Consider the following 19,108-nt stretch of genomic DNA (forward strand, 5'->3'; position numbering starts at 1 on the left):
CCTCCCCGCGTGCCGGGAACGCTGATAGCGGTGCACGTTAGCCCGGTATTCGCCGATGCGACAGCCCCCGAGGCGGGGGAACTCCATGATTTTTCGTTCGTGACGCAGAGCGACGAAAAACGGGTACCGGCGGTGCGCCAGGCGGGCGCGCCGAGCTGGCGCCGGGACGGCAGCTCACCCGTTCGGCCCAGGAACGCGCGGGCAGCCGCCGGCTCGGTCACTGCGCCGAACGGCCTCCGTGCGCGCCTCATACCCGGCCAACGGTTGAACGTGCCGACGGGTTCCCGCCTCGAATCACCCGTGTGGGTGGGTTGAGCGGGCCGCGGTCAGCGTCAGCACGGCGGTTACCCGGAACCCGGCCGCCTTCAACACCGCACCGCACGCTTCGGCCGTCGCACCCGTGGTGACCACGTCGTCCAGCAGCACGACCGCTGTTCCCGGCGGGGGCAGGCCGCTCGGCCGCAGCCGCACGCGACCGCTCAGGTTGGCCCGCCGGGCCGCCGCGTCGAGGCCCACCGAGTCCCGAACGCCGGGCAGGAAGTGCAGGACCGGGGCCACCGAGGCACCGGACGCCCGTGCGGTTCCCACCAAGTGGGAACCTCCGCGCCGCCGGGACGCCGTTCGCCGTGACGGAGCGGGCACGAGCCACCATTTCCCGAACTCGTCGGGACGCACGCCCGGAAGCCGGGGCAACGCCGCCGCCACCAGCGCGCCGAACACGGCCGCCAGCTCCCGCCGCCCGCGTTCCTTGAACGCGAGGACGAGTTCACGTCCGACGCCCGCGTAATCGGCGAGCGTGAACACCGGCGGCCCTTTACCGGATACGCGGACGGATCGGGGTGGGCCGAACGCGCCGAGGCAGCGGGGGCAGCACAGCGCGCCCTCGGCTCGGCAGCCGGCGCAACGGGGCGGAAACAGCAGGTTGATCAGCATGTGATCGAGCGTGCCGGCACCCACCGACAATTCCGCGCGTGCGGCCCGCGGAGGAGTTGCGAAACCCGTCGACCACCGGCTCGGCGGAGGAGTTGCGAAACCCGACGGCGGCCCGCTGGGCGGAGGAGTTGCGAAACCCGACGGCGGCCGAGCCGGCGAAGGAGTCGCGAAACCGCTCCGCCGGCGTCAGCCCGGGTAGAAAGCCCGAGCGCTCGATTCGACCTTCACCGCCGACGCCCGCCACACGTCACCGACGTCGCCCGCGCTCCACAGCCCGCTCTCGTCCACGGCCACCACGTTGCGCCCCGGCGCGGCGGTCACCGAGCGGACCGGCACGGTCAGGTTCGACGCGTTGTACCGCTCCACCTTCAGCCCGTCGACGTTGACCTTCGCGATCGGCAGCGACGCCAGCGACGTCCCCGCCACCAGCACGTCCTGCGCCAGCCAGTCCACCGTCAGCACGGCCGTCCCGAGCACGGTCGGCTGCAAGTTGCGCGCCAGCCGCAGCGACACCGACGAGTCCTGCCCGCGCACCACGGCCGCGACCACCAGCCGCCCGCCCGCGACCGCCGCGACCCGCGTGCCGTCCCGGGACAGCCGCAGCTCGGTGATCGGCCCGAACGTGGAGGACAGCTCGGAGGCGTTCACCGCGTTCGCCCGCCACCCGGCGTCGGTCTTGAGCACCCGGACCACGTTCGACCCGTCCGCGACCGTCCACACCTCCGTGCTGGGGTCGTCCTCCCGGCTGCCCAGCAGCCACGTGGGCCGGGTCAACGAGGTCGCGGGCAGGTCCACCAGCCCGAGCGGCTCTTCGAGGTTCCCGACGCGCAGGCGGACGTTCTTCTCGTCCACCCGGCTCACCACGGCCAACTGCGTGCCGTCCAACGACTGCGCCGCGCTGACCACCTGGTACTCGCCCGTCCCGGACGGCCCCTTGACCGGCTCGCCGCCCACCAGCTTGCGCACCTGGCCGCCGCTGACCACCAGTCCGGACAGGTCGGCGTCCGGCGTGACCAGGGCCTCGCCAGTCTGCGGCTGGATGTCCGCGAGCCGCCACTCCGCCTGGTCGGCCGAGATCCGGGCGCCCTCGACCAGCACGCGGATGCGGCTGCTCGACACCCCGACCAGCGACTTCACCACCTGCGCGACGATCTGCTTGCGCGCCTGGACGGTCAGGTCGCCGACCCGGGTCAGGTCCACCTGCAACGCCCCGTCGTCGGCTTCCTGCGTGTTCGTGCGCTGCGAAGCGCCGTTCGGGATCGCCGTCGCCAGCGCGCCGCGCATGCCCACCGCGGGGCCCTTGAGCAGCAGTTCCGTCACCCGGCGCGGGATCGAGGTGGACGGCGTGACCACCACGTACCGCGGGTCGGGCACCAGGACGGTGAAGTCCGGGTTGTAGAAGTAGAGGGTCACCCGGCGGTAGTTGGAGTTGAAGCCCGACTGGGGCACGTAGATGCCGTCCGGCGGGTCGGAGATGCGCCACTCGCCGTCCTTGTCGGTCTCCAGGCCGATCGTGGCGGTCAGGTCGCCGACGCGCTGCACGAACGAGTTGTCGACCTCCAGCGAGCCGATGTTCTTGCCCTGGAGCAGGACCGTGCGGCGCTTGGGGTCCGACGGCAGGTCCGCGCCGGTGGGCACGGTGTTGAAGGTCGACTCGATGATGGTCGGCGCGACCTTGATGTCCCAGACCTTCTTCGCGTCCTCGGTGAGGTAGGCGCGGGCGGCGGCGTAGTCGCCGTCGGGGTTGGCGGAGGCGTTGACGAACTCGCGGACCAGGGTCAGCGGGTCGATGCCCTTGGCGGGTTTCGGGGCGGCGGCCTCGGTGGCGCCGCCGGCCGACGGGTTGATCGGCACCGGCGAGGTCTGGGTCGGGATCGCGGCGCACCCGGACAGCGCCAGCAACGCCGCGACCAGCGCGAACAACCGCCTGCCCGGCACGCGACCGCGCCCGGCCGCACGGGATCGGGTCGGGCGGGGCGGGGTCGGGCCGGAAGGGGTCACCGGACCTCCTCGCGCTCGCCCGTCACCGGCTCGGCGGGCTGCCACGTGATCTCCTCCTCGGTCAGCTCGACCTCGCCGGTGGGCTCCTCGTCCGGTTCGGGCTCGGCCGGCACCGGCGGCAGGTCGGGCGGTTCCAGGGGCAGCGGGCTGGACGTCAGCTCGTGGCCGTGGCGGCACGGCAGGGTCAGCCGGAACACCGCGCCGTACCCGCGCTCGCCCCACGCCTCCAGCCAGCCGCCGTGCAGGCGGGCGTCCTCCAGCGAGATCGACAGGCCGAGGCCGGTGCCGCCGGTGCGCCGGTTGCGCGACGGGTCGGCCCGCCAGAACCGGTTGAACACCAGCTCCGCCTCGCCGGGCCGCAGGCCGACGCCGTGGTCGCGCACGGTCACCGCCACCGCGTCGCCGTCGCCGCGCAGGGTCAGCTCCACCGGCAGGCCCTCGCCGTGGTCGATGGCGTTGGCGAGCAGGTTGCGCAGGATGCGCTCGACGCGCCGCGAGTCCAGCTCGGCGGTCACCTCGTGGTCGGGCAGGTCCATGACGATCGTGGTGCCGCTGCTGTTCGCGATGGCCCGCACCGAGTCGTGCGCGCGCCGCGCCAGCACGCGGATGTCCACCAGTTCGGCGGCCAGCTCCTCGACGCCCGCGTCCAGGCGGGAGATCTCCAGCAGGTCGCCGAGCAGCGACTCGAACCGGTCCAGCTCGTCCACCAGCAGCTCGGTCGACCGGGCCAGGCCGCTGGGGAACTGCTCGCGCGAGGCGTGCAGCACGTCGGCCGCCATCCGGACCGTGGTCAGCGGGGTGCGCAGCTCGTGCGAGACGTCCGAGGTGAACCGCCGCTGGAGCTGGCCGAACTCCTCCAGCTGGTGGATCTGCCGCTGGATGCTGGCCGCCATCTCGTTGTACGACTCGGCCAGCCGCGCCACGTCGTCCTCGCCGACCACCGGCATCCGCTCGTCCAGGCTGCCGTCGGCGAACCGCTCCGCGATCTCGGCGGCCTGCCGCACCGGCCGCACGACCTGCCGCGTGACCAGGTTCGCGATCACCGCGAGCAGCAACAGCAGCACGACGCCGCCGACGACGAGCGTGGACTGGACGACGTCCGCGGTGGCCTGCTCACCGGTCAGCGGGAACAGCAGGTAGAGGTGCATCGAGCGGGACGCCGTGTTCACCGGCTTGCCCACGATGAGCAGCGTGGTGGCGCCGGTGGCCCGTTCCACGGTGGTGATCTGGTAGCCGGCGCTGCCCTGGTCGAGCATCTTGACCAGCCCCTTGGGCACGTCCTCCCAGGGGCCGACGGCGACGGGCAGCCCGTCCGGGCCGACCTCGAAGGGGTCGTAGAGCACCGGTTCGAACGCGCCCGCGCCGGAGGACGACGAGTCCAGGCCCGCGCCCGCCGCGTTGATCTTGTTCAGGGCGGCGGTGAACCGGGAGCGCACGCTGTCCGGGCCCGGGTTGAGGCCGGACAGGTCCGGCTGCACCGCGGCGGCGCTGGCGTCGGCCTGGCGGATCGCCGCCTCGGTCTTGGTCTCCAGCAGCTGGCCGGTGATCTGCACCTGGAGCACCATGCCCAGCACGAACACCACGGCCGAGGACAGCGCGAGCGTGCTCACCACCACGCGCAACTGCAACGACCGCCGCCACAGCTCGCCGAAGGCGACGCCGTGACGGCGGGCGCTCTCGATACCGCGCCGCAGCTCGCGCCGGGCGGAGTCGAGCAGGGTCATCTCGCACCTGTCACGGAGGACCGGCCTTGTAGCCGACGCCGCGGACGGTCAGGACCACCTCGGGGTGCTCCGGGTCGCGCTCCACCTTGGACCGCAGCCGCTGCACGTGGACGTTCACCAGGCGGGTGTCGGCCGCGTGCCGGTAGCCCCAGACCTGCTCCAGCAGGACCTCGCGGGTGAACACCTGGCGCGGCTTGCGGGCCAGCGCGACCAGCAGGTCGAACTCCAGCGGCGTGAGCTGGATCGGCCGGCCCTCGCGCAGCACCTCGTGGCCGGGGACGTCGATGGTGAGGTCGCCGATCTGGAGGACCTCGGCGGGCTCGGCCTCGGTGCGGCGCAGGCGGGCGCGGATGCGCGCGACCAGCTCCTTGGGCTTGAACGGCTTGACCACGTAGTCGTCCGCGCCGGACTCCAGGCCCAGCACGACGTCCACGGTGTCGCTCTTGGCGGTGAGCATGACGATCGGGACGCCCGACTCGGAGCGGATCGCCTTGCACACGTCGATGCCGTTCATGCCGGGCAGCATGAGGTCGAGCAGGACCAGGTCCGGTTTCAACTCGCGCAGGGCGGGCAGCGCGCGGGCGCCATCGGCCACCACCGCGGTATCGAAACCCTCGCCCCGCAGCACGATGGTCAGCATCTCCGCCAGAGCGGGGTCGTCGTCCACCACGAGCACGCGTGCCTTCATACCCAACATCGTCCCACTAATGGCCGGAGCACCACGCACCGCCCACGGCTCATCGCCGCTGGTCGTCGCCCGGGCCCACTCCGTGATCGGTCTCGGTCGCCGTTCCACGTGCCCACCTCGCCCTCGCCGAAGGGGTCTCGTCAGCGACTCATCGGCACGGCGGTCACGTTTTGTTACTTCGTGATACTAACGGGTGAAATACCGGTCGAGGAGCGGTTCAACGTCCCACTCGACCCTGCCGTCGATGACCTCCCACGGTGACAGCCAGTGCGCGGCGGCCAGTTCGTCGTACACGGCGGCGCACCGGGACTGGAGGTCGTCGTCGGATTCGTAGAGGTCGCGTTCGCGCTGCTCGGTGGCCTCGCGGTGGGCCGCGCGGTCCGCGGCGACGGCGACCGGGACGCGGAGCAGGAGCTGGAGGTCCGGCATCGGGGTCCCGAAGCGGTCCACCTCCAGGGCCTTCACCCAGGCGACGAACTCGCCGTCCGCGTGCTGGCGCAGCCGCGCCGCGCCGTACGCGGCGTTCGACGCGATGTAGCGGTCGAGGAGGACGACGTCGTACTGGTCGAGGTCCGCGCGGATCTTGGCGGCGGCGTCCCGGCGGTCCAGGGCGTAGAGGACGGACATGCCGTGCACGGAGTCGGTGAGGTCGCCGAGCCGGCCGTGCAGGGCGTCCCGGACGAGTTCGGCGTGCACGTCCTCGTCGTACCTCGGGAACGCGCCCGTGACGACCTTCGCGCCCCGAGCGGCGAGGCCGTCGGTGAGCGCCTTGGCGAGCGTGCGCTTGCCGGCCCCGTCCAGGCCCTCGATCACGACGAGTTTTCCCACGCCGCCACCCTAAGGGGCGGCCTTCGTCATCGATCGGGGGCATCAGATCGCCCACTCGGGTGACTGGGCGATCTTTCTCTCACCGAAACGAGTGACTACGGTGTTCCCAACCTGGGGCCTGTGCGGAAGAGGGTGGTGCCGCGGTGACCGCGGATTCCGGGCACGCCACGTCGGCCGGATCGGTCGACCACCCACCCGGGTTGCCCCGTGCCCTGGTCGAGACGCTGCGTTACGGACCGTTCCACCGCGCGCTGCACGACGCGATCGCCCACCGCGGGTTGTCGCTGGCCCGGCTGCGAGCGCACCTGGCGCAGCACGGCGTGCAGGTCGGGCAGTCGACGCTGAGTTACTGGCAGCGGGGACTGCGTCACCCGGAAGTGCCGCGGGCGTTGGAGACCGTGCGCGCCCTGGAGACCGTGCTGCGGCTGCCGTCGGACTCCCTGGTCGCCCTGGTCGGCACCCGCCCGCAGCCCCGCCCGCCGCGCGGGTACGCCGAGCCGGCGTGGGTCGCGCCGACCGACTTCGAGGCCGCGCCGGACAACACCGACCTGGAGGTGCTGTCCGCGCACGACACCGTGCTCGTGGGCCCGCACCGCGAACGCCGCACCGTCACCACGCGGCTGGTCGTGCGGGCGCTGCGCTCGGGCCCGGACCGGTTCGTGGCCGTGCACCGCGGCGACGAGGGTTCGGCCGTGGAGAACGCCCTGGTCAGACCGGCCGAGGGGTGCCGGCAGGGCAGGCTGCGCCGGCAACCCAGGACCCTGGTCTTCGAACTCCTCTTCGACCGCCGCCTGGACGAGGGCGAGGAGCACGTCTTCTCGTTCACGGTCGTGGACGACACCGGCGGCGCGACCCCGGGCCACGTCCGCACCTTCCCCACCCCGTGCCGCAGCTACCTGCTGCAACTGGCGTTCAACCGCAGGGCGCTGCCGGCCCGGTGCACCAAGCAGTTCCGGACCGAGCCGAACACCGTGCCGGTGGACGTGGAGGACCTGGTGTGCGGCATCGGCGGGGTGGTGAGCGCGTACTTCACGGACATCGGTCCGGGAACCGCCGGCATCGGGGTGGAGTGGAGCGCCTAGGACCGCGTCCGACGGCAGACCTCGCCGAAGCGAGACGACCCGAAGCCGAAGCCGCAGGCCGCTTGCCCTCAAGCCACGGCGCCACCGCCCCAAGCCGCGGAGCCACCGCACTCCCGCCGCAGACCGCCGCCCTCAGTCGCGAGGCCGCGTCGGCTTGTCGCGCCGGCTTTCCCGACGATCAGCCCTTCCGATCGTCGGGAAAGCCGGCGCGATGAGCCGACTTCCAGGCGGCCGAGCCGCGCGACGGAGTCGCGCCATCCAACTCAGTAGCGGTAGTGCTCCGGCTTGTACGGGCCCTCGACGTCGACGTCGATGTACTCCGCCTGGTCCTTCGTCAGCTTGGTGAGCTTGCCGCCCAGCGCCTCCAGGTGGATGCGCGCGACCTTCTCGTCCAGCTTCTTCGGGAGGCGGTAGACCTCCTTGTCGTACTCCTGGAACTTGGTGAACAGCTCGACCTGCGCGATCACCTGGTTGGAGAACGAGTTCGACATCACGAAGCTCGGGTGGCCGGTCGCGTTGCCCAGGTTGAGCAGGCGGCCCTCCGAGAGCACCAGGATGCTGTGGCCGTCCGGGAACACCCACTCGTCGACCTGCGGCTTGATGTTGATCCGCTGGATGCCCGGGTAGCGCTGGAGGCCGGCCATGTCGATCTCGTTGTCGAAGTGGCCGATGTTGCCGACGATCGCCTGGTGCTTCATGCGCTCCATGTGCTCGATGCGCACGACGTCCTTGTTGCCGGTCGTGGTGATCACGATGTCGGCCTTGTCCAGGACGTCTTCCAGGACCTGCACGTCGTAGCCGTCCATCGCCGCCTGCAGGGCGCAGATCGGGTCGATCTCGGTCACGATGATCCGCGCGCCCTGGCCGCGCAGCGACTCCGCCGCGCCCTTGCCGACGTCGCCGTAACCGCAGATCACGGCCACCTTGCCGCCCATCAGCACGTCGGTGCCGCGGTTGATGCCGTCGATCAGGGAGTGGCGGATGCCGTAGCGGTTGTCGAACTTCGACTTGGTGACCGCGTCGTTGACGTTGATCGCCGGGAACAGCAGCTCGCCGGCCGCCGCCAGCTGGTACAGGCGCATGACGCCCGTGGTGGTCTCCTCGGTCACGCCGCGGATGCCCTCGGCGATCTTGGTCCACTTGCCGGAGTCCGCGGCCAGCGACTCGCGCAGCGTCTCCAGGACGATCCGCCACTCCTCCGGGTCGTCCTCCGAGGCGGCCGGCACGACGCCCGCCTTCTCGTACTGGACGCCCTTGTGGACCAGCAGGGTCGCGTCACCGCCGTCGTCGAGGATCATGTTCGGGCCGCCGCCGTCGGGCCAGGTCAGCATCTGCTCGGCGGTCCACCAGTACTCCTCCAGCGTCTCGCCCTTCCAGGCGAACACCGGCACGCCCTTGGGCTCCTCGACGGTGCCGTGCGGGCCCACCACGACCGCCGCGGCGGCGTGGTCCTGGGTGGAGAAGATGTTGCACGAGGCCCAGCGGACCTCGGCGCCGAGGGACACCAGCGTCTCGATGAGCACGGCGGTCTGCACGGTCATGTGCAGCGAGCCGGAGATCCGCGCCCCCTTCAGCGGGTACACCTCGGAGTACTCGCGCCGCAGCGCCATCAAGCCGGGCATCTCGTGCTCGGCCAGGCGGATCTCCTTGCGGCCGAACTCAGCCTGGGAGAGGTCGGCCACGGCGAAATCGATGCCGTTTCGAGTCTGGAGCCTCTCGGCGGTCATGACGGGTTCCTCCATCTCGGGTCGGCTGCCGACCCTACCGCCCGCCACGCCCGAACTCCGGGTCGGCTGCGACGGGGCTTGCGATGGACCACTATGGCGGGGCTGGCGAGACGGCTCGCGGGAGGTTTCGTGCTGATTCCCGGCCCCGACACACGGGTGGTCGAACTGCGCGTGCACGGCGTCCAGGGCACCACCCCGCAGTCCCTGGTGGACGCGGTGGCCGCGGTGGACGTCGCGGGTGACGGGCTGGGGCGGATCGTGCGCCCGGCCGACCGGCTGCGCAGACCCGCGCCCGGGCCGGTGCTCCAGGCGGGCGGCCGTCCGGTGCCGCGCGTGGTCGAGGGCTACGTGTGGGGCGCGATGACCTCCGGCGGCTGGGCGAAGGCGACCTGGGCGCTGCTGTTCCCGTTCTCGCTGGCGAACGTGGCGCACTGGATGCTGCCGCCGGTGCCCACCGGGTCGGTGCCCGCGCACCTGCTCGGGGTCGCGCTGCGGGCGCTGCTGCGGCTGGCGGCGCTGCTGCTGACCGTGCTGCTGGTGGCGCAGGTGGCGGTGATCAGCCTGGACCTGGTGGCCGCGCAGTGCCTCGCGCCGGGCTCGACGTGCCTGTGGGGGCCGGTGTCGGAGGTGCCGTGGCTGCGGTCGGTGGTCGGGATGGCGCCGATCGCGCTCGTGGTGCTCGTGCTGCACCGGGTGTCCAGTGTGGACTGGCGGATCGAGCGGAAGGCCGTGCCGGCGTCCGGTCCGGTGGGGTCGAGCCTGCCCGGGGCGCACGTCGCGACGGACCCCGACGTGCCCGCGCTGCGCGTGCTGCACCTGGTGGCGGCGTTGGGCGCGGCCGTCGTGGTCGGGCTGGGCGGGCCGCTCGGGCCGCTGGTCGCCCCCGGCCGGCACGGCGTCGCGCTGTGGGTGTGCTGGGGGCTGGGCGTGGCGCTGGTGGGGTTCGCGGCGCTGGCCGGGATGCTGCTGGACGACCCGACCGGCGGCGCGCCGCACCGGGGTGGCCGGTGGCTGCGGGCGGTGCTGGGGCGGCGGCCCCGGCGGGTGCTGCTGACGTGCGCGTGGGCGGTGTTCGCGGTGGCGGCGGGGTTGGTGACGCGGCTGCCGGACCGGATGCCGGGCGCGGACCTGGCCGTGCAGCTGGTGGCGGCGCTGGTCGCGCTGGTGTGCCTCGCGCTGGGGCTGTTGCTGGTGCCGGCGGCGCTGCTGGCCCGGCGGACGTGGCGGGACCTGCCGCGCGACCAGCGGCCGTGGGCGGGTGGCTGGATGGCCGCGCCCGTCGTCGCGGTCGCGGCGCTGCTGGGCGGCGGGTTCGGGGCCGGGGTGGCGCTGGCGTTGCGGCGGCTGCTCGGGCACGGCGTGCTGCCGCGCGGGTACGACTACATCGCGCTGCTGTGGGGCCTGGCCGGGGTGGCGGCGCTGGCGGCGGTGCTGGTCATGGCGTTGACGACGGGGATGGTGCGGTGGAGTTCGCTGCGCCGGGGCGAGGAGTGGGCGCGCGAGGCGGCGCTGCTGCACTCCGGTCGGGCGCGGGACGTCGTGCGGGCGGCGCGGGCCTGGTGGTGGGCGCGGTGGCAGCAACGGCACAGCCACCACGTGGTGCTGATCGCGGCCGGCGTGCTGGTGTCGGGCGCCGTGCCGGCGGCGGCGCTGCGGCTGCGCGAGGTGGACCCGCCGGGGTGGGCGCGGCCGTTCGCGGCGGCGGGGGTCGTGGTGCTGGCCGTGCTGGTGCTGTCGTTGCTGCGGGCGGTGTGGCTGGCGGCGCGGCGGCCGGACACCGCCCGGCAGCTCGGGGTGCTGGCCGACCTGGCGGCGTTCTGGCCGCGCGAGGCGCACCCGGTCGTGCCGCCCTGCTACGCGTTGAAGGTCGTGCCGGAACTGGTGTCGCGGGTTCGGGAGCACCTGGCCGACCCCGGCACGCGCGTGGTGCTGGTCGGGCACTCGCAGGGTTCGCTGCTGGCGGCCGTCGCCGCTGCCCGGTTGGTGGAGGAGCTGCCGGAGGACCAGGTGGCGCGGCTGGGCCTGGTGACCTCGGGGTCGCAGTTGCAGTGGGCGTACCAGCGGGCGTTCCCGGCGGTCGTGCCGCACAGCTCGTTGGCCGCGTTGTCCGGGAGCCTGCGCGGGCGGTGGCGGGCGCTGTGCCGGGGCACCGACCCGTTGGGCGGGGCGGTGACGACGTGGGGCCGGCAGGTGTTCGACGGCATGCTGCTGGGCGTGGGCTTCCTGCCGGACGGCACGACCGGCGCGCTGCCGCCCGCGAAGCGCGGCCCGACCGGGGCGCTGGTGCTCGGCGGCGACCACTGGCTGCCGGACCCTCAGCGCGGACCGTTCCCGGGGCGGCGGTGGGCGCCGGGGGTGAACCGGCACGCGGACTACCCGTCCGACCCGGAGTGGGACCGGGCGGTGGCCGCCGCGGCGGGGCTGGAGGACCTGTCCGCGCCGCCGCCGTCGCCGGGGTTGGTCCTGCCGGTGGCCCGCAACGCACCGGGGCCCGCGGCGCCCGGCGTGGTCCCGGGCGCGTGAGCCCGGCGGGGCTCGGCGGCGGCCGGTGTGGGGTGGGGCGCGGCAGTTCGGCGGGGCGCGGTGGCACGGAGCGTGGTGTCGGGCCGGGCAGCGCCGCCCGGATGGAGCAGTACCGGGACGGGCCGACCGCCCTCTTGTCCCATGTGGAACCTCTCAGCGGGGGTGGCGATGGCTGACCCGGACTGGCCCGTCCGCACCCTCCTGGACCGGCTCCGGCCGGCCACCCGCCAGGAGCTGCTGACCATCGGCGCGCTCGTGCGCTACCCGGCCGACCGCCGGGTCATCGAGCAGGGCGCGCCGGACAACCACGCCCTGCTCCTGCTCGACGGCGTGGTGAAGGTCCAGGTCACCGACGAGTCCGGGGAGACCGGGCTGCTGGGCGTCCGGGGGCGCGGCGACCTGGTCGGCGAGATGGCCGCCATGGACGGCAGCCGGCGGTCGGCGACCATCGTGACCTGCGGTGACGTCGTCGCCCGGCTGATCACGTCGAACGAGCTGATGGCGTTCATGCACCGGCGCACCGACATGTTCGTGGAGCTGATCACGATGCTCAACGAGCGCCTGCGCTGGGTCAACGACCGCCGCCGCGACTTCCTCGCCCGCCCGGCGGCGGAACGGGTGGCGCGCGTGCTGGCCGAACTGGTCCAGGCCCACGGCACCGAGCAGGCCGGCGGCTGGGTGCTCGGCGTCCCGCTGACCAAGGTCGAACTCGCCTCCATCGCCGGCATGAAGCCCCGGACGGCGGAGAAGGCGTTCAGCGACCTGCGCCGCGCGGGCGTGGTGGTGAGCCACGTCCGGCGCGACGTGCTGGTGCCCGACCTGGACGCGTTGCGCCGGTTCGGCGGGATGTGACTAGCCGAGGTGGGTGAGCAGCCGGTCGGCGGCGGCCACCCGGCCGGTGTCGGCGAGCAGGCCCGCCGGGGCCAGGACGTAGGCGCGGTCCACCGTGATCGCGGCCGACTTCAGGATCGGGCGCAGCACCGGGTCCCCGCGCAGCGTGCGGTCCACTTCGGACACGTCCGGCGCGTGGCGGAACACGCCCCCGGACAGGACCAGGCGACCGGCGCCCTGCGGACCGAGCTGCCCGTCCACCAGGCGCAGGTGCCGGCGCACGGCCAGGACCGCCGCCAGCGCGGCCAGGCGGAGGTCCACGGTGGGGTCCTCGGCCAGGTAGCGGACGTCCGCCGCGCGCCGGTCGGCCTCGGCGGCGAGCGCGGCGGCCTCGGTCTTGTCGATCAGCTTCTCGGTGACCGCCTCGGCCACCACGCCGGGCGCGGACCAGCGCATGCCCAGGTCGCCCTCGACGGTGCGGCGGTCCGGCGGGAGCGCGACCGTGCGCTCCTTGGTGTCCACAGTGGAGACCGCCGAGTACACATCCGTTGTGGCGCCGCCCACATCCACCACCAGGACGGCGCCCTCGCTGTCCTGGGTGGCCAAACGCGACACTCCCTTGAGGACGGCGTCCGGCGTCACCGCGCGCACCATGCGGCGGAAGCGCGGTCCCCGGGACAGGCCCTTGCCGCCGATGACGTGCCGCAGGAACACCTCGCGGATCGCCGACCGGGCCGGGCCGGGGGCCAGTTCGCCCACGTCGGGCAGCACGTTGTCGGCGGCCACGACGGTGCGACCGGCCAGCGCGGCCAGGGCGGCGTCGCGGGCCTCGACGTTGCCGGCCAGCACGATCGGGCACGCCAGCCGGTTGCGGCCGATGCGGTCCGCGTTGTGCAGCAGCACCGACGTGTCACCGCCGTCCGTGCCGCCGACCAGCAGCACCAGGTCGGGCTTCGCCGCGCGCAAGGCCCGCAGGCCGGGTCCGTCGAGCAGGCCGGCCGAGACGTGCACCACCCGGGCACCCGCGGACAGCGCCACCCGGTACCCGGCCTCGGCGCTGACCAGCCGTTCCTGCCCCACCACCGCCAGCCGCAACCCACCACCGGCCGACGAGCACGCCAACACCTCGACCGCACCGGCCGCGCCGCCCGGTTCGGCCGCACCGACCAGCTCCGCCGACACGGCGGCGATCCCGTCCAGCACCTCGGGCGGCGACGTCGGCCGCTGCGCGGTCCCGAGCAGGTCGCCGTCGGCCGACACCAGGGCGCCCTTGGTCCAGGTCGAGCCCACGTCCAGGCAGAGCACGGTCATGTGGGGAAAGCTACCCGTTGACGGCCGGGCTCTAGGCTGGCCCGACGTCAGGACAACCCTCGACGAGGAGGAGAAGCACCGTGCCGGGGAACGGGCTTTGGCGCACCAAGTCGATCGAACAGTCGATCGCCGACACCGACGAGCCGGACACCAAGCTCCGCAAAGACCTCACCGCGTGGGACCTCACGGTCTTCGGCGTCGCAGTCGTCATCGGCGCGGGCATCTTCACGCTGACGGCGTCCACGGCGGGCAACCTCGCCGGGCCGTCGGTGTCGCTGGCGTTCGTGCTCGCCGCCGTCGCCTGCGCGCTCGCCGCGCTGTGCTACGCGGAGTTCGCGTCCACCGTGCCGGTGGCGGGCAGCGCGTACACGTTCTCGTACGCCACGTTCGGCGAGTTCATGGCGTGGATCATCGGCTGGGACCTCGTGCTGGAGTTCGCGGTCGGCGCGGCGGCCGTGGCCAAGGGGTGGTCGCTGTACCTGCAGACCGTGCTGGCCCAGCTCGGGCTGGACCTGAAGACGACCGCGGTCGTGGCCGGGTTCGAGGTCGACTGGGGCTCGCTGCTGCTGGTGGCGACGCTGACCGTGCTGCTGGTCGTGGGCACGAAGCTGTCCTCGCGGGTCAGCGCGGTGATCACGGCGGTGAAGGTCGCCGTGGTGCTGCTGGTCATCGTGCTGGGCATCGGCTACATCAAGGCCGCGAACTACAGCCCGTACATCCCGCCCGCGCAGACCGGCGGGTCCACCGCGACCGGGCTGGAGCAGTCGCTGTTCTCGCTGCTCACCGGCTTCGAGGGCAGCACCTACGGCGTGCTGGGGCTGCTCGCGGCGGCGTCGCTGGTGTTCTTCGCGTTCATCGGCTTCGACGTGGTCGCCACCACCGCCGAGGAGACGCGCAACCCGCAGAAGGCCGTGCCGCGGGGCATCCTGGGGTCGCTGGCGATCGTGACCGTGCTGTACGTGGCGGTGTCGCTGGTGATCACCGGCATGCTGCCCTACGACCGGCTCAAGACCCAGCCGGACGGGTCCCGCGCGACCCTGGCCACGGCGTTCGCGGAGAACGGCGTGGACTGGGCGGCGACGGTCATCTCGGTCGGCGCGCTGGCCGGTCTGACGACGGTCGTGATGGTGCTCATGCTGGGCCAGTCGCGGGTGCTGTTCGCGATGTCCCGCGACGGCCTGATGCCGCGCGGCCTGGCGCGCACCGGCAAGCACGGCACGCCGTACCGGATCACGGTCCTCATCGGCGTGCTGGTCGCGATCGCGGCGGGCTTCTTCCCGGCGGGCAAGCTGGAGGAGATGGTCAACGTCGGCACGCTGTTCGCGTTCGTGCTGGTGTCGGCGGGCGTGCTGGTGCTGCGCAAGACCCGCCCGGACCTGCCGCGCGGCTTCCGCGTGCCGCTGGTGCCGCTGGTGCCGGTCCTGTCGATCATCGCGTGCGTGTGGCTGATGCTGAACCTGACCGCGTTGACGTGGGTGCGGTTCCTGGCGTGGATGGTGCTGGGCGTGGTCGTGTACTTCGCCTACAGCCGGCGGCACTCGTTGCTGGGCAAGGGGCACGGGGCCACGAACGTCCCCGTGGTCAAGCCGGACGAGGTGCCGTAGCGTCGATCACCGTGACCGGTCCGGTGCACGACGAGCTGTCCGGCGAGGCGACCACCGTCGTCCAGGCCGGCTCCATCACCGGAGGGGTCCACCTGGGCGTTCCCAGCCGGCCCGCGCCCACCGCGCGTCTGATCGCCGAGTGGCATCCGTTCGACCTGGATGTCCACCCGGCGATCACGGTGGGCGCGGGCCGTTCGCCTGATTTGCCGCCTTGTTGCTGCTGGAGCCGCCGGCCGCCAACGGGCGGTGGTTTCACGCCCCGCTCAAAGGGAACTGGCCGCGCTCCTCGCGGAACGCGGCCAGTTCACCGAACTCGAAGACAGAGCCCGCCGCGGCGACCAGCACGCGGCCAAGCGGGTCGTCGAGCGCTACGAGGTCGCCAGCGAACGGTCCAGGTCGGGCTCCAGGTAGATCAGCCGGGCCGACGGGACCTTGTTGCGGACGCGCTGTTCCGCCGCGTCGATGGCTTCCGCCACCTCCGCCACCGTCAGGCCCGGGTTGAGCGCGATCTTCGCCGCCACCAGCAGCTCGTCCGGCCCGATGTACTGGGTCTTGATGTGGATGACCCGCTGCACCTTGCCCGCGGCCAGCTCGTCCACGATCACGTCCAGCTCCGTCGGGGCCGCGCCCTCGCCGATGAGCAGGGACTTCATCTCCACGATGAGGATGATCGCGATCACACCCAGCAGCACGCCGATGCAGATGGTGCCGATGGCGTCCCACACCGGGTTGCCGGTCAGCATCGCCAGGCCAACGCCGAACAGGGCCAGCACCAGGCCGACCAGCGCGCCCAGGTCCTCCAGGAGCACCACGGGCAGCTCGGGCACCTTCGACTGGCGGATGAACTGCCACCACGTCGCGTCGCCCTTGATCAGCTTCGACTCGTGGATCGCGGTCTTGAAGCTGTAGGTCTCCAGGCCGATCGCCACCACCAGGATGCCGACCGCGACCCACGGCGAGGACAGCGGCTCGTGGGCCTCCAGCTTGTGGATGCCCTCGTAGAGCGCGAACACCGAGCCCAGGCTGAACAGCAGCAGGGCCACGACGAACGAGTAGAAGTACCGGTCCCGTCCGAAGCCGAACGGGTGGCTCAGCGTCGCCTTGCGCTGGGACGTCTTCTGCCCCAGCAGCAACAGGCCCTGGTTCGACGTGTCGGCGACCGAGTGCACCGCCTCGGCGAGCATCGACGACGACCCCGTGATCAGGAAGCCGACGAACTTCGCCAACGCGATCCCGGCGTTGGCCACCAACGCGGCGATGATCGCCCTGGTACCGCCTCCTGCTGACACGGTTGCTCCCTCACCCAAAACGTCCGGTTTGCCGGTGTCGGTGTGACCCTAGTGCGCAGACCTTAATCGCTGCCCGATGTTGCCCGGAAAAGCCGGGTCGGCTCGTCGGCTGTGACGACCACCGCGGGGTCGGCCGCGGGCACCCACACGGACTGCCCCCGCGCGACCGTCAACTCCTGCCCGCCGCACGACAGGCGCGCCTCGCCCTGCGTCACGAGCAGGATCTGCGGGCCGTGGTGGTCGACGCGGGTCTCGCCGCCCACCGCCGGCTCCAGGCGGGACAGCTCGAACTCCGGGCTGGGCGTCCGGTAGGTCCACACGCCGGGCTGGGTCTCGTCGCCGGTCAGCACCGCCATGTCGCCGCACGTGAAGTCCAGCACCCGCATCAGCTCGGGCACGTCCACGTGCTTGGGCGTCAGGCCGCAGCGCAGCACGTTGTCCGAGTTGGCCAGGATCTCCACGCCGGTGCCGTGCAGGTAGGCGTGCAGGTTGCCGGCGGGCAGGTGGATCGCCTCGCCGGGCTGGAGCACCAGCCGGTTGAGCAGCATCGCGGCCAGCACGCCCGCGTCACCGGGGTAGGCCTCGCCCAGCTCCAGGACGGTCCGGCACTCCAGGTCGAACTCGCCGCGCTCCTTCACGTGCAGCACGCACGCGTCGAGCACCTGCGGCAGCAGGGCGTCCAGCGTCGGCTGCGGCAGCGTGATCAGCGTGGTGAACAGGGCGCGCAGCCCGTTCTGGTCCGGCTGCGCGGCCAGCAGCTCGGTGTACGGGGCCAGGTCGGGCGCCTCCAGCGACCGCAGCAGCGCCACGGTCCGCTCCGGCGCCCGGAACCCGGCCAGCGCGTGGAACTCGGTCAGCGCGCAGATCAGCTCCGGCTTCGCCGACGGGTCCTTGTAGTTGCGCACCGACGACTCGATCGGCACGCCGGTCCTCTCCTCCAGCGCGAACCCCAGCGCGGCCTGCTCGGCCGACGGGTGCGCCTGCAGGCTCAGCGGCTCGTCGGCCGCCAGGACCTTGAGCAGGAACGGGAGCCTGCTGCCCCACCGCTCGGTGCAGCGCTGCCCGAGCTGGGCCTCCGGGTCCTCGGCGAGCAGGTCGAGCAGCGAGCGCTCGCCGTCGGACCGCCGCACCCGGGACGGGTCGCCGGGGTGGGCGCCCATCCACAGCTCGGCTTCCGGGTGCGGCGCGGGCACCTCCCTCCCGAGCAGCTCGGCGATGGCCGTACGCGATCCCCACGCGTACGCCCGCACCGCGTTGTGCAGCAGTTCCACAGCGAAAATCCCCTCACACGGCCGGCGCGTACAGCCCCGGGCCACCCAGCGTCCCCGCCGCCAGCCCCAGGTACAGCGCGGCCAGTTCGAACCGCAGGGCGAGCAACGCGGAGCACACCGCGTCGCCGCCGGTCACTTCCTCGGCCGGTTCGAGCACGTCGGCTCCCGGCAAGGTGTCCTGCGCGGCCCGCCGCGCGATCTCGGCGGGCCGGCCCTGGCGCACGGCCAGCAGCAGCACCCGCACCAGGCCGTCGGACTCGTCGTCCGGGTCGGCGAAGATGTCCGCGCCGGACGTGCCGTGCACGGCCCGGCGGTGCAGCACCGACCGGGTCAGCGCCTGCGGGTAGCCCGCGACGTCGCTCACCAGGCCCGCGTAGCAGGCCAGCACGCCCGCGCCGTGCGCCGCGACGGCCGTCGCCGGCTCGTCCAGGCCCCACAGCAGCGGCGTGCGGTCGGCGACGCGCAGCGCGAGCGTCTTGGCCGGGTTGACGAACGACTCGTGCATCGGGTGGTCGCGCTCGGCCTCGCGGTCGAGTTCGTCGGCGACCAGGTTGACGTCCACGTCGAGCAGCTTGAGCGCGTTGAGCGCCACCACCCACGCGGCGAACGCGCGGGCGAACCCGAACCCCTGCGGCACCGGCACGCGCGGCGGGATGAGCAGCGCGTGCCCCGCCGCCGACGCGGCCACCGGGCCGTCCGGCTCGGCGGTCAGCAGCACCCGCGCGCCCCGCCGGCCCGCCCGGTCGACGGCCTCGGCCAGCACCGCGTCACCGGGGTCCTCGGTGTGCGCGAGGACCACGTCCAGCGCGCCCACCCACGTCGGCACGTCGTCGGCGACCACGACCGGCACCGGGCACGCCGGTCCCAGCAGCGCGGTCACCAGCTTGGCCACTGCGGGCGCCACGCCCGGCCGGGTCACCAGCACCAGGGCGCGCGGCCGTTCGGCGAACACGCGCCGCACACCGAGTTCCTCCGCCGCCTCGGCGGTGGCCCGGACCTGCGCGCCCGCCCGCGCGGCGGCCCTGAGCAGGCCGCTGGTGTCGACTTCGGCGAGCCGGGCCTGGTCGTCGAGGAGGCTGTCGTCGAGCACCGGGTCACCCCGCCGACGGTTCGACAGCCTCGTCGAGCAGCAGCACCGGGATGCCCTCCCGCACCGGGAAGGACCGGCCGCACGACGTGCAGGTCAGGAAGTCGGCCTGCGGGTCGGCGGCGGTGCCGGGCTTGAGCGGCGCGTGCTCCGGGCACGGGCAGGCCAGGATCTCCAGCAGCTGGGGGTCGAGTTGGACGGCCACGTCT

The 19,108-nt window shown here is 73.1% G+C and carries 15 protein-coding genes; 4 read left to right on the top strand and 11 right to left on the bottom strand.

Annotated elements, in window-relative coordinates:
* Window positions 1–294 precede the first annotated feature (294 nt).
* The 5 genes from ABD126_RS22525 to ABD126_RS22545 form a co-directional block, all read right to left on the bottom strand.
* Complete coding sequence (locus ABD126_RS22525) at window positions 295–804, bottom strand: ComF family protein (RefSeq protein ID WP_343935858.1); 510 nt, start codon at window positions 802–804, stop codon at window positions 295–297.
* Between the two features lie 315 nt (window positions 805–1,119).
* Window positions 1,120–2,934 carry an LpqB family beta-propeller domain-containing protein gene (locus ABD126_RS22530; protein WP_343935859.1) on the bottom strand — a complete coding sequence of 605 codons (1,815 nt, stop codon included), beginning with the start codon at window positions 2,932–2,934 and terminating at the stop codon, window positions 1,120–1,122.
* Window positions 2,931–4,658: an MtrAB system histidine kinase MtrB gene (mtrB, locus tag ABD126_RS22535; RefSeq protein ID WP_343935860.1), complete on the bottom strand. Its 1,728-nt coding sequence runs from the start codon at window positions 4,656–4,658 to the stop codon at window positions 2,931–2,933. Before mtrB ends, ABD126_RS22530 begins: the two co-directional genes overlap by 4 nt.
* A 10-nt stretch (window positions 4,659–4,668) precedes the next feature.
* Window positions 4,669–5,346, bottom strand: a complete 678-nt coding sequence (mtrA, locus tag ABD126_RS22540; RefSeq protein WP_121009184.1) for an MtrAB system response regulator MtrA — start codon at window positions 5,344–5,346, stop codon at window positions 4,669–4,671.
* A 186-nt stretch (window positions 5,347–5,532) separates the two neighbouring features.
* On the bottom strand, window positions 5,533–6,174 hold the full coding sequence (locus ABD126_RS22545; protein ID WP_343935861.1) for a dTMP kinase: 642 nt from the start codon (window positions 6,172–6,174) through the stop codon (window positions 5,533–5,535).
* Between the two features lie 143 nt (window positions 6,175–6,317).
* Here ABD126_RS22545 and ABD126_RS22550 point away from each other — a divergent pair, with 143 nt between their 5' ends.
* Window positions 6,318–7,256 carry a hypothetical protein gene (locus ABD126_RS22550; protein ID WP_343935862.1) on the top strand — a complete coding sequence of 313 codons (939 nt, stop codon included), beginning with the start codon at window positions 6,318–6,320 and terminating at the stop codon, window positions 7,254–7,256.
* A gap of 263 nt (window positions 7,257–7,519) precedes the next feature.
* Here the strand turns inward: ABD126_RS22550 and ahcY are convergent, their stop codons facing one another.
* Entirely contained in the window at window positions 7,520–8,983 is a 1,464-nt protein-coding gene (gene ahcY / locus ABD126_RS22555) for an adenosylhomocysteinase (RefSeq protein WP_343935863.1), read from the bottom strand.
* Between the two features lie 129 nt (window positions 8,984–9,112).
* Between ahcY and ABD126_RS22560 the strand changes: the two genes are divergently transcribed.
* Window positions 9,113–11,506 (top strand): hypothetical protein, encoded by a 2,394-nt coding sequence (locus tag ABD126_RS22560; protein WP_343935864.1) that lies wholly within the window; start codon window positions 9,113–9,115, stop codon window positions 11,504–11,506.
* Window positions 11,507–11,674: 168 nt separating this feature from the next.
* The gene (locus tag ABD126_RS22565) at window positions 11,675–12,358 is read left to right on the top strand and encodes a Crp/Fnr family transcriptional regulator (protein ID WP_343935865.1); all 684 of its coding nucleotides are present in this window, start codon (window positions 11,675–11,677) and stop codon (window positions 12,356–12,358) included.
* Here the strand turns inward: ABD126_RS22565 and ABD126_RS22570 are convergent, their stop codons facing one another.
* Window positions 12,359–13,648: a glutamate mutase L gene (locus ABD126_RS22570; RefSeq protein ID WP_343935866.1), complete on the bottom strand. Its 1,290-nt coding sequence runs from the start codon at window positions 13,646–13,648 to the stop codon at window positions 12,359–12,361.
* A gap of 80 nt (window positions 13,649–13,728) precedes the next feature.
* On the opposite strand from ABD126_RS22570, the gene ABD126_RS22575 reads away from it, so the two are divergent.
* Window positions 13,729–15,252, top strand: a complete 1,524-nt coding sequence (locus ABD126_RS22575; RefSeq protein ID WP_343935867.1) for an amino acid permease — start codon at window positions 13,729–13,731, stop codon at window positions 15,250–15,252.
* Between the two features lie 368 nt (window positions 15,253–15,620).
* Here the strand turns inward: ABD126_RS22575 and ABD126_RS22580 are convergent, their stop codons facing one another.
* From ABD126_RS22580 to ABD126_RS22595, 4 genes are all read right to left on the bottom strand, one after another.
* Complete coding sequence (locus tag ABD126_RS22580; protein WP_343935868.1) at window positions 15,621–16,541, bottom strand: cation diffusion facilitator family transporter; 921 nt, start codon at window positions 16,539–16,541, stop codon at window positions 15,621–15,623.
* A gap of 62 nt (window positions 16,542–16,603) precedes the next feature.
* Window positions 16,604–17,812: a mannose-6-phosphate isomerase, class I gene (gene manA, locus ABD126_RS22585; RefSeq protein ID WP_343935869.1), complete on the bottom strand. Its 1,209-nt coding sequence runs from the start codon at window positions 17,810–17,812 to the stop codon at window positions 16,604–16,606.
* A 13-nt stretch (window positions 17,813–17,825) separates the two neighbouring features.
* Window positions 17,826–18,902 (bottom strand): hypothetical protein, encoded by a 1,077-nt coding sequence (locus ABD126_RS22590; protein WP_343935870.1) that lies wholly within the window; start codon window positions 18,900–18,902, stop codon window positions 17,826–17,828.
* Window positions 18,903–18,906: 4 nt separating this feature from the next.
* The gene (locus ABD126_RS22595; protein ID WP_343935945.1) at window positions 18,907–19,104 is read right to left on the bottom strand and encodes a Trm112 family protein; all 198 of its coding nucleotides are present in this window, start codon (window positions 19,102–19,104) and stop codon (window positions 18,907–18,909) included.
* Window positions 19,105–19,108 lie beyond the last annotated feature (4 nt).

Source organism: Saccharothrix mutabilis subsp. mutabilis, from assembly GCF_039521145.1.
GTDB lineage: Bacteria > Actinomycetota > Actinomycetes > Mycobacteriales > Pseudonocardiaceae > Actinosynnema > Actinosynnema mutabilis.

Coding starts and splice junctions, on each gene's coding strand:
- mtrB (WP_343935860.1), bottom strand. CDS start 4,658: ATGACCCTGCTCGACTCCGCCCGGCGCGAGCTGCGGCGCGGTATCGAG.
- mtrA (WP_121009184.1), bottom strand. CDS start 5,346: ATGAAGGCACGCGTGCTCGTGGTGGACGACGACCCCGCTCTGGCGGAG.
- ahcY (WP_343935863.1), bottom strand. CDS start 8,983: ATGACCGCCGAGAGGCTCCAGACTCGAAACGGCATCGATTTCGCCGTG.
- ABD126_RS22565 (WP_343935865.1), top strand. CDS start 11,675: ATGGCTGACCCGGACTGGCCCGTCCGCACCCTCCTGGACCGGCTCCGG.
- ABD126_RS22570 (WP_343935866.1), bottom strand. CDS start 13,648: ATGACCGTGCTCTGCCTGGACGTGGGCTCGACCTGGACCAAGGGCGCC.